Annotated in this window: 14 protein-coding genes and 2 tRNA genes; 11 read left to right on the forward strand and 5 right to left on the reverse strand. The window is 67.7% G+C overall.

The genetic code is table 11. From position 1 onward, the window contains the following. Positions 1-24 precede the first annotated feature (24 nt). From gyrB to EER34_RS06100, 3 genes are all read left to right on the forward strand, one after another. Positions 25-2067: a DNA topoisomerase (ATP-hydrolyzing) subunit B gene (gyrB, locus tag EER34_RS06090; protein WP_127473620.1), complete on the forward strand. Its 2043-nt coding sequence runs from the start codon at positions 25-27 to the stop codon at positions 2065-2067. A gap of 85 nt (positions 2068-2152) precedes the next feature. After that, positions 2153-4753 (forward strand): DNA gyrase subunit A, encoded by a 2601-nt coding sequence (gene gyrA, locus EER34_RS06095; protein WP_127473621.1) that lies wholly within the window; start codon positions 2153-2155, stop codon positions 4751-4753. Next, positions 4750-5154, forward strand: a complete 405-nt coding sequence (locus EER34_RS06100) for a DUF3566 domain-containing protein (RefSeq protein WP_127473622.1) — start codon at positions 4750-4752, stop codon at positions 5152-5154. The genes gyrA and EER34_RS06100 overlap by 4 nt, the downstream gene beginning before the upstream one ends. A gap of 4 nt (positions 5155-5158) precedes the next feature. Here the strand turns inward: EER34_RS06100 and EER34_RS06105 are convergent, their stop codons facing one another. Continuing rightward, positions 5159-5872 (reverse strand): VIT1/CCC1 transporter family protein, encoded by a 714-nt coding sequence (locus EER34_RS06105; RefSeq protein WP_127473623.1) that lies wholly within the window; start codon positions 5870-5872, stop codon positions 5159-5161. 152 nt (positions 5873-6024) lie between these two features. Between EER34_RS06105 and EER34_RS06110 the strand changes: the two genes are divergently transcribed. The 3 genes from EER34_RS06110 (at position 6025) to EER34_RS06120 (ending at position 6740) form a co-directional block, all read left to right on the forward strand. Beyond that, positions 6025-6098, forward strand: a tRNA-Ile gene (locus EER34_RS06110). Between the two features lie 12 nt (positions 6099-6110). Beyond that, positions 6111-6183: transfer RNA gene (locus tag EER34_RS06115), tRNA-Ala, on the forward strand. Positions 6184-6314: 131 nt separating this feature from the next. After that, positions 6315-6740, forward strand: a complete 426-nt coding sequence (locus EER34_RS06120) for an NUDIX hydrolase (RefSeq protein WP_127473624.1) — start codon at positions 6315-6317, stop codon at positions 6738-6740. An 11-nt stretch (positions 6741-6751) separates the two neighbouring features. On the opposite strand, the gene EER34_RS06125 is transcribed toward EER34_RS06120, so the two are convergent. Beyond that, a complete protein-coding gene (locus EER34_RS06125) occupies positions 6752-7225 on the reverse strand; it encodes an aminoacyl-tRNA deacylase (protein WP_127473625.1) in 474 nt (157 codons plus the stop codon). Next, positions 7218-7745: a DNA helicase gene (locus EER34_RS06130; protein WP_127473626.1), complete on the reverse strand. Its 528-nt coding sequence runs from the start codon at positions 7743-7745 to the stop codon at positions 7218-7220. Before EER34_RS06130 ends, EER34_RS06125 begins: the two co-directional genes overlap by 8 nt. 98 nt (positions 7746-7843) lie before the next feature. Here EER34_RS06130 and EER34_RS06135 point away from each other — a divergent pair, with 98 nt between their 5' ends. Further along, positions 7844-8416, forward strand: a complete 573-nt coding sequence (locus EER34_RS06135; protein ID WP_127473627.1) for a peptidylprolyl isomerase — start codon at positions 7844-7846, stop codon at positions 8414-8416. Between the two features lie 15 nt (positions 8417-8431). Further along, positions 8432-9343, forward strand: coding sequence for a rhomboid family intramembrane serine protease (locus EER34_RS06140; protein ID WP_127473628.1), 912 nt, complete (start codon positions 8432-8434; stop codon positions 9341-9343). Between the two features lie 139 nt (positions 9344-9482). Here EER34_RS06140 and EER34_RS06145 read toward each other — a convergent pair whose 3' ends face one another. Continuing rightward, positions 9483-9722, reverse strand: a complete 240-nt coding sequence (locus EER34_RS06145; RefSeq protein ID WP_127473629.1) for a cell division protein CrgA — start codon at positions 9720-9722, stop codon at positions 9483-9485. Between the two features lie 54 nt (positions 9723-9776). On the opposite strand from EER34_RS06145, the gene EER34_RS06150 reads away from it, so the two are divergent. From EER34_RS06150 to EER34_RS06155, 3 genes are read left to right on the forward strand one after another with little or no spacing between them, the layout of a single operon-like run. Further along, on the forward strand, positions 9777-10565 hold the full coding sequence (locus EER34_RS06150; protein WP_240642150.1) for a class E sortase: 789 nt from the start codon (positions 9777-9779) through the stop codon (positions 10563-10565). Further along, entirely contained in the window at positions 10565-10720 is a 156-nt protein-coding gene (locus EER34_RS17440; RefSeq protein WP_164743462.1) for a hypothetical protein, read from the forward strand. Before EER34_RS06150 ends, EER34_RS17440 begins: the two co-directional genes overlap by 1 nt. A gap of 10 nt (positions 10721-10730) precedes the next feature. Continuing rightward, complete coding sequence (locus EER34_RS06155) at positions 10731-11360, forward strand: anthranilate synthase component II (protein WP_127473630.1); 630 nt, start codon at positions 10731-10733, stop codon at positions 11358-11360. A gap of 88 nt (positions 11361-11448) precedes the next feature. On the opposite strand, the gene pknB is transcribed toward EER34_RS06155, so the two are convergent. Further along, positions 11449-13143 carry a Stk1 family PASTA domain-containing Ser/Thr kinase gene (gene pknB / locus EER34_RS06160; protein WP_127473631.1) on the reverse strand — a complete coding sequence of 565 codons (1695 nt, stop codon included), beginning with the start codon at positions 13141-13143 and terminating at the stop codon, positions 11449-11451. Positions 13144-13216 lie beyond the last annotated feature (73 nt).

Consider the following 13216-nt stretch of genomic DNA (forward strand, 5'->3'; position numbering starts at 1 on the left):
GAACGATCTGGAGCGCCCTGACTTATGACGTCCGTGAACCCCGACAGCGTTCCCGAAGAACCCGACGCACGATCCGCTGAGACGGTTCCGAACGAGTACGGGGCCGACGCCATCCAGGTGCTCGAGGGCCTCGAAGCGGTGCGCAAGCGACCCGGTATGTACATCGGCTCCACCGGTGCGCGCGGCCTCCACCACCTCGTGCAGGAGATCGTCGACAACTCCGTCGACGAGGCGCTGGCGGGGTTCTGCGACACGATCGACGTGACGATCCTGGTCGACGGCGGTGTGCGCGTGATCGACAACGGCCGCGGCATCCCCGTGGGCATGCATCGCACCGAGGGCAAGTCGACCGTCGAGGTCGTCCTCACCGTGCTCCACGCCGGCGGAAAGTTCGGCGGTGGCGGCTATGCGGTCTCGGGCGGACTGCACGGCGTCGGCTCGTCGGTGGTGAACGCGCTGTCGACCCGCCTCGAGGTCGAGGTCAAGCGCGAGGACCACGTGTGGCGTCAGTCGTACCGCGACGGCGGCCAGCCCGTGTCCCCGCTCGAGAAGGGCGAGAAGAGCAGCGAGACCGGAACGACGATCACGTTCTGGCCCGACGCCACGATCTTCGACACCGTCGACTTCGACTACGACACCCTCCGCACGCGCTTCCAGCAGATGGCGTTCCTCAACAAGGGGCTGCGGATCACCCTCCGCGACGAGCGCCCCGAGGGCCTCGTCGACGTGACCGAGCCCGGCGAGACCGACAAGGGCCTGCAGCAGCGGCATGACAGCTTCCTCTACGAGCGGGGCCTCGTCGACTACGTCGAGCACCTCAACAAGGTGCGCCACGCGGATGTCGTCAACGACGAGATCATCGACTTCGAGTCGGAGGACACCGACCGCAAGATCGCCCTCGAGCTCGCGATGCAGTGGACCACGAGCTACACCGAGAACGTGTTCACCTACGCGAACACGATCAACACGCACGAGGGCGGCACCCACGAAGAGGGCTTCCGCGCCGCGCTGACGACGCTGGTCAACAAGTACGCGCGCGCGAACAACCTGCTCAAGGAGAAGGACGACAACCTGACGGGTGAAGACATCCGCGAGGGGCTCACGGCCGTGCTGTCGGTCAAGCTCTCCGAGCCTCAGTTCGAGGGTCAGACGAAGACCAAGCTCGGCAACACGGAGGCGAAGGCGTTCGTGCAGAAGGTCGTCGGCGATCAGCTCGGCGACTGGTTCGACCGCAACCCGGTGCAGGCGAAGAACGTGATCCGCAAGGCGATCGACGCCGCGACCGCGCGTCTCGCCGCCCGCAAGGCGCGTGAGACCGCCCGCCGGAAGAGCGTCTTCGAGTCGGCCGCGATGCCTGACAAGCTGAAGGACTGCACGAGCAAGGACCCGTCGATCAGTGAGATCTTCCTCGTCGAGGGAGACTCGGCCGGCGGCTCGGCCGTGCAGGGACGCGACCCGCACACCCAGGCGATCCTGGCGCTGCGAGGGAAGATCCTCAACGTCGAGCGTGCACGGCTGGACCGCGCGCTCGGCAACAAGGAAGTCCAGGCGATGATCCAGGCCTTCGGCACGGGTATCGGCGAGGACTTCGACATCGAGAAGGCGCGGTACCACAAGATCGTGCTGATGGCCGATGCCGACGTGGACGGCCAGCACATCACGACCCTGCTGCTCACCCTGCTGTTCCGCTACATGCGCGGTCTCATCGAGGCCGGTTTCGTCTACCTCGCGCAGCCGCCGCTCTACCGTCTCAAGTGGTCGAATGCGCCGCACGAGTACGTCTACAGCGACCGTGAGCGTGACGCACTGCTCACCGATGGCGCAGCCGGCGGCAAGCGGATCCCGAAGGACAACGGCATCCAGCGCTACAAGGGTCTCGGCGAGATGAACGACAAGGAGCTCTGGGAGACGACGATGGACCCCGAGACCCGCACCCTCAAGCAGGTGACGATCGACGACGCCGCCGCGGCGGACGAGATCTTCACGATCCTGATGGGCGAGGACGTCGAGTCCCGCCGCGGGTTCATCCAGCGCAACGCCAAAGACGTCCGCTTCCTCGACATCTGAACAACATCGATCGCCGAGCACGTGCCGGCGATCGAGCGCCGCGTGCCCTTGACGACGTCGAGGACCGCACAACGGAGACACACGAATGACTGACGAAGACCGCCCCGCCGCTCCCGCGCACAACCACGGTCACATCGACCAGGTAGACCTGCAGTCGGAGATGCAGCGCAGCTACCTCGACTACGCGATGAGCGTCATCGTCGGTCGCGCGCTCCCGCGCGTCGAGGACGGCCTCAAGCCGGTCCACCGTCGCGTCATCTACGGCATGTACGACGGCGGCTTCCGTCCCGACAAGTCGTTCTCGAAGTGCGCCCGCGTCGTCGGCGAGGTGATGGGCCACTATCACCCGCACGGTGACGCGCCCATCTATGACGCCCTCGTGCGCCTCGTCCAGCCGTGGTCGCTGCGGTACCCGCTCGCCCAGGGTCAGGGCAACTTCGGATCCCCCGGCAACCAGGGCGCGGCCGCCCCCCGGTACACCGAGACCAAGATGGCCCAGCTCGCGCTCGAGATGGTGCGCGACATCGAGGAAGACACCGTCGACTTCCAGGACAACTACGACGGCCAGACCCAGGAGCCCGTCGTGCTCCCGGCGCGGTTCCCGAACCTTCTGGTGAACGGCTCCGTCGGCATCGCGGTCGGCATGGCGACCAACATCCCGCCGCACAACCTCCGCGAGGTCTCCAGCGGTGCCCTGTGGGCGCTCGAGAACCCGGATGCCACCCGCGAAGAGCTCCTCGAGGCGCTCATGGAGCGCATCCCCGGGCCCGACTTCCCGACCCACGCGCAGATCCTCGGCACCAAGGGGATCAAGGATGCCTACCGCACGGGTCGCGGCTCGATCACGATGCGCGCCGTCGTCAATGTCGAGGAGATCCAAGGCCGGACCTGCCTCGTGATCACCGAGCTCCCGTACCAGGTGAACCCCGACAACGTCGCGGTCAAGATCAGCGACCTCGCCCGTGAGGGCAAGATCACGGGCATCGCCGACATCCGCGACGAGTCGTCCGGACGAACGGGTCAGCGACTCGTCATCGTCCTGAAGCGGGATGCCGTCGCCAAGGTCGTGCTCAACAACCTGTACAAGCACACTCAGCTGCAGGAGAACTTCGGCGCGAACATGCTCGCGATCGTCGACGGCGTGCCGCGCACGCTGCCTCTCGACGGCTTCATCTCGTATTGGATCGACCACCAGATCGAGGTGATCGTCCGCCGCACGCGCTTCCGCCTCCGCAAGGCCGAGGAGCGCATGCACATCCTGCGCGGCTACCTCAAGGCGCTCGATGCGCTCGACGAGGTCATCGCGCTGATCCGTCGGTCGCCCACCGTCGACGACGCCCGCGACGGGCTGAAGTCGCTCCTCGACATCGACGACATCCAGGCCGATGCCATCCTCACGATGCAGCTCCGTCGCCTCGCGGCTCTCGAACGCCAGAAGATCATCGACGAGGCGAACGAGCTCGAGCTTCAGATCGCCGACTTCCAGGCGATCCTGGCCGACCCCATCCGCCAGCGCACCATCATCCGCGACGAGCTGACGGGCATCGTCGACAAGTTCGGCGATGATCGGCGTACGCAGATCCTGCCGGGCTTCGACGGCGACATGTCGATCGAAGACCTCATCCCCGAAGAGGAGATGGTCGTCACCGTCACCCGCGACGGATACATCAAGCGCACGCGCAGCGACAACTACCGGCAGCAGCATCGCGGCGGCAAGGGTGTCAAGGGCGCGCAGCTGCGGGCCGACGACGTGGTCGAGCACTTCTTCGTCACCACTACGCACCACTGGCTGCTCTTCTTCACGACCAAGGGGCGCGTGTATCGCGCCAAGACCTATGAGGTCCCCGAGGCCGGGCGCGATGCCAAGGGTCAGCACGTCGCCAACCTGCTCGCGCTGCAGCCGGGCGAGGAGATCGCGCAGATCCTCGACATCCGCGACTACAAGGTGGCGACGTACCTGGTGCTCGCCACTCGCAACGGTCTCGTGAAGAAGACGCGACTCGAGGAGTACGACACGAACCGCCAGGGCGGGATCATCGCGATCAAGCTGCGCGGCGACGCCGCCGACGATTCGCCCGACGGCGACGCCGGCGAGGGATCCGACGAGCTCGTCAGCGCGCTCATGGTCGACGAGGGCGACGACATCCTTCTGATCAGCCGCCGCGGCATGTCGCTCCGCTTCTCGGCGACCGACGGCGCGCTGCGGCCCATGGGCCGGTCGACCTCGGGCGTGAAGGGCATGGACTTCCGTGAGGGCGACAGCCTGCTGTCGGCATCCGTCGCTCAGGACGACGAGTACGTGTTCGTCGTCACCGAGGGCGGGTACGCGAAGCGCACCGCCGTCGACCAGTACCGGGTGCAGAACCGTGGCGGACTGGGCATCAAGGTGGCCAAGCTGAACGAGGATCGGGGTGTACTCGCGGGCGGTCTGATCGTCTCCGAGGACGACGAGGTCCTTGTGGTTCTTGCCAGCGGCAAGGTGGTACGCTCTGCCGTGGCCGAGGTCCCAGCCAAGGGCCGCGACACCATGGGTGTCGTGTTCGCCCGGGCCGCCGACGAGGATCGCATCATCGCGATCGCGCGGAACGGAGAGCGGGGCCTGGCCGAGAACGCAGAGGCCGCCGACGAGGAGTCCGGCACCCCCGAGGCCTCGCCCGAGACCCCCGAAGAGAGTACTGACGCATGAGCACGGTAGCCGACAAGCTGGCCAAGAAGTCCAGTCACAAGACGAGCGCGAAGCAGGTCCGCCTGCGTCTGGTCTACGTCGACTTCTGGTCGGCCGTGAAGCTCTCGTTCCTCGCCGCGATCGCGCTGGCGGTCGTCACGGTGGTGTCGTTCGTCCTGGTCTTCCTCGTGGTGCAGACCACGGGTCTGATCGCACGCGCCGACGACTTCTTCGGCAACTTCACCGACGGCACGATCCTGCTGTCGCAGTTCGTGAGCCTGCCGCAGGTGCTCGCCTTCTCGGCGATCGTCGCGATCCTCAACCTCGTGGTCGTCACCGTCCTCGGCGCCGTCCTCGCGGGCATCTACAACCTCGCGGTGAAGGTGACCGGCGGACTGCTCGTCGGCTTCACCTCCAACTGATCCGTCACACCACGGTGGTGCCCAGCAGGGTGCCGATGAGCCAGGTGGCGGTCAGCGCGAGCGCGCCGCCGATCATGAGTCTTGCGGCCGCTCGGACCTTCGAGGCTCCGCCGAGATACGCGGAGACGGTGCCGGTTATCGCGAGTGCGGCGAGCACCGCGACGAAGGTGACGGGCACCCGCCACTCCGGCGGCGGAAGAAGGATCGCGATCAGCGGCAGCAGTGCGCCGAGCGTGAAGGCGATCGCCGACGACAGGGCGGCATGCCAGGGGTTCACCAGGTCGTCCTGATCGATGTGCAGCTCGACCTCGAGGTGAGCCGACAGCGCATCGTGGGCGGTGAGCTCCTCCGCGACGCGGCGCGCGGTCGCGTCGGACAGGCCACGTGCCCGGTAGAGCTGCGTCAGCTCGTCGAGCTCCTCCTCGGGCATCTCGCTGAGCTCCCGCGACTCCTTCGCGATGAGCGCGCGCTCGCTGTCGCGCTGGCTGCTGACCGACACGTACTCCCCGAGCGCCATCGAGACGGCGCCGCCGACGAGGCCGGCGATGCCCGCGGTGAACAGGGCCGCGGTGGCGGTGGTGGCTCCGGCTACGCCGACCACGAGTGCGGCGACCGAGACGATGCCGTCGTTCGCTCCCAGCACCCCGGCCCTGAGCCAGTTGAGTCGCTGGCCGAGGCGGGCGCCGTGCGGTTCCCCGGGGTGTGTGCTCGCGTGCATGCCCCCAGTCAAGCAACCAGTGCGGGTGCGCGGGCGCAGGCGCGTCGGGCACGGTCGACGACGAGCGGATGCCGCGGCCCCTCGATTCGTGAAATGCGCGCACGTCGGGTAAAGTCTTGGAGGTTGATCGACGCGAAAGCGTCGCAGCAGGCGGGGCTATAGCTCAGGCGGTTAGAGCGCTTCACTGATAATGAAGAGGTCCCAGGTTCAAGTCCTGGTAGCCCCACAACACAGCCCCGGGGCCTTAGCTCAGTTGGTAGAGCGCCTGCTTTGCAAGCAGGATGTCAGGAGTTCGAATCTCCTAGGCTCCACAGCGAGAAGAGGATCGATCCATCCGGATCGGTCCTCTTCGCTTTCTCAGCCCTTCATGATCGTGTCGGCGATGCAGCACAGGGCGTCTGCCGTCCTCGTGTCCGAGGACGGACCGCCGATAGGGTGAAGCATGGATCTGCGCGTCGCGGCATACGCCGTCGTCATCGACGCCGACGACCGAATCCTCCTCGCCCACTGGAACGAGGGCCGTCGTGCGGCCTGGACGATGCCCGGCGGAGGGCTCGAACCCGGTGAGGAGCCGGAACGTGCCGCCCGCCGCGAGGTTCGCGAGGAGACCGGCTTCAAGGTGGCGATCGACGGGCTGCTCGGCATCCACTCGCGCGTCATCCCGCCCGGCCGGCGCCTCACGCCCGGAGTGACCGATCCGCTGCACACGCTGCGAATCGTCTACCGAGCGCACGTCGTCGGGGGGAAGCTCCGCAACGAGATCGGCGGCTCCACCGACCGGGCGCAGTGGTTCGCACTCGCCGAGGTGCCGAAGCTGCAGCGGGTCAAACTCGTCGACATCGCCCTCGAGATGGCGCAGGCTCCGTAGAACGGATGCCGCTACCCCGCGGGCTGCGAGATGTCGGCGACGGTCGCGCCGTAGGCGGCGATGAAGTCGTCGGCTTCGACGAACAGGCTGTAGCCGTGAGCACCCGCCCCCATCGCGATGCGCCGGCCGACGATCTGCTCGTCGGCGTAGACCGGCCAATCGTGGGAGCTGCCGATCGGCACGATCGTCCCCCGTTCGTATCCGGTCGCGTCGAGCGCGCGCTGCTGATCGGGCAGCTGGAGCTTGTTCACGCCGACGACCGCACGAAGCTTCGGCCAGGAGATCGCCCGGTCACCCGGCACAAGTGCGAACAGGAACGTGTCGTCACTGCGCTTGACGACCAGCGTCTTGACGATCCCCGCGGCCGGGATCCCGAGGATCTCGGCCGCCTCGGCGAGACTGTTCGCGACGGGCCGCTCGCGAACCTCGATGTCGAGATCGCGAGCGGATGCCGCATCCTTCACCCGATCGAGGGGATCAGGCATCCGGTGCGCGGAGCGGGTCGTCGGCCACCCACAGCTCATCGTCGGCGCGCAGGGTCTGCCATGCCGCATACAGCACGCCGAGCGCCGCGGCGACGCCGAGGATGATCGCGATGACGCCGCCGGCGCCGATGCCTCGCTTGACGGGGACCGGTGCGGACTTCGCCCAGCTGGCCGGCAGGTTGAGCCCCCGCCCGGAGGCGAGACGCGAGCGCGTGTCGTTCGCGGCATCCCACACCGACAGCGCGGAACCGACGACGGCTCCCGCGGCGGGGATCACCGTGTCGTTGACGACCTTCTTGGAGACCTTGAGTCCGCGATCGACGTATGGCGCGGCGTACGCCTCGTACCCGGCGGCCACACGAGGCTTGACCTCTTCGCGGTGGAGGTGGCCGAGCTGTCGCCCCGCCTCGCGAGCCACGCTCGCGGCTTCACCCACGAGCACCTGCTGCGTCTCCCAGAGGCTGTTCGCCTGGGTCTGGAGCTTGCGGAGTTCCTTCTTGCGCTTGCGGCTGAGGCTCACGGTGCCCTCCTGATCGAACCGGGGAAGTGGTTCGACCCATCTTGCCAGACCTGCGCGGAGGCGGGAGGGGTTGCACAGAACTCTGGAAGAATGTAGCAATGCCGATTCCCACCGCTGTCGCCACTTTCCACACCAACTACGGCGACATCGTCGTCAACCTCTTCGGTGACCACGCACCGACCACGGTCAAGAACTTCGTCGGCCTCGCCGACGGCACGGGTTCGTGGACCGACCCCGCCACGGGCAAGCCCGGTGAGGGCCCGCTCTACAAGGATGTGGTGTTCCACCGCATCATCTCCGGCTTCATGATCCAGGGCGGCGACCCGCTCGGTCAGGGCGTCGGCGGACCGGGCTACACGTTCAACGACGAGATCAGCCCCGAGCTCACCTTCACCGAGCCGTACAAGCTCGCGATGGCCAACGCCGGTCTGCGTCGCAACGCCATCACCGGTCAGGCCGAGGGCACCAACGGCTCGCAGTTCTTCATCACCGTCCCCGGCCAGGGCGGTCGCGGCCCCGAGTGGCTGCAGGGCAAGCACACGATCTTCGGCGAAGTCGCCGATGACGCCTCGAAGGCCGTCGTCGACACGATCAGCGACGTGCCGACGGCTGCGGGCGATCGGCCGATCGAGCCCGTCGTCCTGCAGTCGATCGACATCGTCGCGGCCTAGGCGCTCCGCCGCCTCGTGACCACCGACGACTTCCGTCGCAACAGCGACAACTTCTGCTACCGGCATCCCGACCGGCAGAGCTTCGTGCTCTGCCAGCGGTGCCTGCGCACCATCTGCCCCGAGTGCCAGACCCCCGCCGCCGTCGGCGTGATCTGCCCCGAGTGCATGCGCGACCAGCAGAAGAGCGTGTCTCCCGCCCAGCGGAAGGCCGAGCGTCGGTGGTCACGTCCGCGCGCCGTGACGGTCGCGGACTCCCGCCCGATCGTCACGTACGCCATCATCGGCGTGACCCTGTTCTTCTTTCTCCTGCAGCTGATCCCCGGATTCGGCTCCACTGTCACCGACGCGCTCCTGTTGTGGGCGCCGTACCTGTACCCGGGACTGACGGGGACGTTCGAGCCCTGGCGCCTGTTCACCGTCCTCCTGGTGCACGACGCATCCAGCATCTTGCATGTGGGACTGAACATGCTCGCACTCTGGATGATCGGGCGCAGCCTCGAGCCCCTGCTCGGTCGTTGGCGGTTCATCACGCTCTACCTGCTGAGCGGGCTGGGCGGGTCGGTCGCCGTCGCACTCCTCGGTTTCAGCACGCCGGTGGTCGGGGCATCCGGTGCCATCTACGGTCTGTTCGGCGCGCTGCTGATCGTCGGCCGCCACATCGGCGCCAACATCACGGGCATCGCGGTGATCCTCGGCATCAACCTCGTCATCACCTTCCTGCCGCTCGTGTTCGGCGGTGCGGTGCGCGTCTCGTGGCAGGCCCACCTCGGCGGGCTCCTCGTCGGGCTCCTCGTCGCGTTCATCTACACGCGGACGCGATCCGCGCGGCAGCGGACGCTGCAGATCTGGTTGCTCGCGGCGGTCACGGCGGGCCTCATCGGACTCCTGTTCGTGCCCGCGCTCTTTCCCGCGCTGGTGTTCGGCTGAGAGTTATCCACAGGTTCATCCACATATGGGGATGAATCACACGCGTGTAATTCACAGGTGTTAACAACGTTGTTAACAACCCCATGCAAACGAAAAGCCCCGGTCTGACCGGGGCTTTCGTTTCGAATATGGCGCGGTCTTATCGCCAGCGCGTGGTCATGAGGAAGCCGAGGAACGCGATGCCGAAGCCGATCACGAGGTTCCAGGCGCCGATGTCGGGGATCGGGTACGCCATGCCGCTCAGATAGAAGACGAGCACCCATACGAGGCCGACCAGCATGAGGCCGATCATGATCGGCTTGAACCACACCGGGTTGGGTGCGGCCTCGCCTTCTGCGCGCTCGACGAGCGAGTCGTCATCTTTGCCGGGTCGTGCCATGGCAGAAGTCTAACTGCCAGCCGGCCCTCAGCGTGCGCTGACTAGAATCCACCTGTGGAGGAAGCTCTGGCCGGCAACGCGGGGGACGCCGGGATCCGCCGTTCGCGCGCGCTCCCGAAGCGTCGCACGTCGGTCGTCGGCGTCATCGGAGAGATCCTCATCACTGCCGGCGTGATCACGCTCCTGTACGTCGTGTGGCAGCTGTGGGTCGGCGACATGATCTACGGCGCAGAGCGGAATGCGACTGGCCATGAGCTCTCGCAGGAGTGGGCCGATGCGTATCCGAGCACGAGCGAACCGGACGCCGCCGCTCCCGAGGGCGATCCTGTCACGGCCGAGCCGATCATCCTCGCCGAGCCCGCGGATGCCGAGCAGTTCGGTGTCATGCACATCCCGCGCTTCGGCTCCGACTACGCCGTGCCCATGGCCGGCGGCATCACGCGGGCCAACACACTCGACCCGATCGGGATCGGGCACTATCCCGGCACGAGCATGCCCGGTGAGGCCGGCAACTTCGCCGTCGCGGCGCACCGCACCACCTGGGGCAAGCCGTTCAACCGGATCGCCGAGCTGCGGGTCGGCGATGCGATCGTGGTCGAGACGCCGGACGGCTGGTACACCTACCGCTTCCGCACCCTCGAGTACGTCACCCCCGACGCGGTCGAGGTACTGCTGCCGGTGCCGCAGGAGCTCGACGTGCCGCCCGGCACCGCATACATCACGATGACCAGCTGCAGTCCGATGTATTCGATGGCAGAGCGCATCGTCGCGTACGGGGTGTTCGAGTCGTTCACGCCGCGGACGGCCGGGCCGCCGGCATCCCTCGACGAAGCGGCGGTCTGATGTACGCGGCGCTGTGGCGTGTCCTTCCCGGACCCTGGTGGGTGCGGGTGCTCATCCTGCTCGTCCTCGTGGCGGCAGCGCTGTACGGCCTCGTCTTCTACGCCTTCCCGTGGGTGAGCCAGTTCGTGAACCCGCAGGAAGTCACGGTCCAGTGACGTCGCGCCGATGAGCGGGTCGCGGGTCCTCGTCGTCGACAACCACGACAGCTTCGTCCACACCCTCGCCGGGTACCTGCACGAGCTCGGGGCGGACACCGATCTCGTCGAGGCCGACGCCGTGCACGACCCCGTCGGGCTGATCGCCCCGTACCGTGCCGTGCTCATCTCGCCGGGGCCGGGCGCGCCTGCGGACGCCGGCGCGTCGATCGAGGTCGTCCGCACGGCGTCGGTGGCAGGCATCCCTCTGCTCGGCGTCTGCCTCGGCCACCAGGCGATCGCCGAGGCCTTCGGCGCGAAGGTGGACCACGCCCCCGAGCTCATGCACGGCATGACCTCTCTCGTGCACCACGACGGCAGCGCGCTCTACGCGGGGCTGCCCGACCCGTTCCCCGCGACCCGGTACCACTCGCTCTCGATCGTTCCGGAGACGCTCCCGGCCGAGCTCGTCGTCACGAGTCGCACGGCCGGCGGAGTCATCATGGGCGTCGCGCACCGCACCGCCCCGATCGTCGGCGTTCAGTTCCACCCCGAGAGCGTGCTCACCGAAGGCGGGCACCGACTGCTCGGCAACTGGCTGACCACAGCGGGATTCCCGGATGCCGCGGCCCGGGGCGCGTCGCTGAGCCCACGTCGCTGAGCCCGCGTCGCTGAGCCCGCGTCGCTGAGCCCACGCCGCGATCGGCGCCCGGCAAGCGACGCCCGGCGAGCCGACGTTTCGCGGTCGGCTAGGGCCCGGAGCAGAACCCGAGCTCGATGGCGGAGTGGATCGCGACGTCGCCCGGCGGCAGGGACTGCGTCGAGACCGTCGGCGGCGCGGCCGCGGTGCAGGAGGTGTCCTCCTTGGTGGTCACGGTCAGCTCGAGCGTCTCGAGCTCGCGCTGCGCCGCCTCGACGGTGTAGCCGGTGACGTCGTTGATCGTGACCTTGCCCGAAGCGACGGTGAGGTTCACCACCGTGCCGGTCGGCACCTTGGCGCCCTCCGTCTGGTCGGTCGAGATCACCGTGCCGGACGCGAGGGCAGGATCGTTGCGCTGTGTGACCGACCCGAGGGTCAGCCCCGCGGCTTCGAGCGCATCGGTGGCCGCGGGCTGCCCCAGCCCCGTCAACGGGGGCACCGTTGCCAACTCCTGGCCGATCGACACGTACACGTCGACCTGCTGACCGGGATTGACCGACTCTCCCGCGGCGGGATCGGTGCGGATCACGATGCCCTCCGGCACGTCGGAGCTCTCCTCGTCGACACGGAAGGCGCCCAGCTCCTCGTCGAGGAGCTCCTCGTTGGCCCGATCGTAGGTCATGCCCGCGACGTCCGGAACGATGCGAGCGGTCGACGGCACCGTCTTGGTGGGCTGGACCGTGAAGACCCAGAACATCACGGAGATGAGGAGGACCGCGAGCAGCCCCACACCCGCCCAGATCCACGCGACCGGCGGACCGGCCTGCGTGCGCTTCATCGTCGTGTCGGTGCTGAGCTGGCGCAGCGATCGAGCGGTCTCGGCCGCCTGCTTCGGGTTGGGACCGTAGAGCTCGCTCGTGAGTGCGCCGACCTGACGCTTCGACGGCGAGCGCCCGTCGAGGGTCGCGTCGAGCGCCTCGCGGAATCCCGCTGCATCCTGATAGCGCTGGAAGGGGTCCTTCGCAAGGGCGCGCAGTGCGACGGCATCGAGCGACCGAGGCACGGTCTCGCGGATCTCGGACGGAGGCAGCGGCGCTTCGCTCACATGCTGGTACGCGACGGCGACCGGGGACTCCCCGCGGAACGGCGGACGACCGGCGAGGAGCTCGTACAGCACGACGCCCGCGGAGTAGAGATCGGCTCGGGCATCGACGGGTTCGCCCTTGGCCTGCTCTGGTGAGAAGTATGCCGCGGTGCCGATGATCGCGGTGGTCTCGGCCACGGTCGACGAAGTGTCCGACACCGCACGCGCGATGCCGAAGTCCATGACCTTGACCTGCCCGGCGTCGGTCACCATGACGTTGCCCGGCTTGATGTCGCGATGCACGACGCCTGCGCGGTGCGAGTACTCGAGTGCCTCCAGGATGCCGTCGACGTATCGCACGGTGTCGTCGACGGGAACCGGGCCGGCGGAGATGATGTCCTTCAGCAGGCGACCCTTGACCAGCTCCATGATGATGAAGGGCACAGGGCGGACGGTGCCGTCGGGGTTCGTGTCGGTGTCTTCGCCGGCGTCGTACACACGGACGATCGTCGGATGCGCCATCCTCGACGCGGCCTGCGCCTCGAGGCGGAATCGCGTGCGGAACGCATTGTCGCCGGCGAGCTCGCGATCGAGGATCTTGATCGCGACGGCGCGTCCCAGCGTCAGGTCGTAGCCGCGATACACGCTGGCCATGCCGCCGCGTCCGATGGGCTCGTCGATGCGATAGCGCCCCGAAAGCACGCGCGGCTCAGCTGTCACAGTCACTCCCTGCGTGGAACAAGAGCCAGACTAGCCGAGCGTGAGCGGGGAGCCGATTCCGGCGCCCCCGCTC

The organism is Microbacterium sulfonylureivorans, from assembly GCF_003999995.1.
GTDB lineage: Bacteria > Actinomycetota > Actinomycetes > Actinomycetales > Microbacteriaceae > Microbacterium > Microbacterium sulfonylureivorans.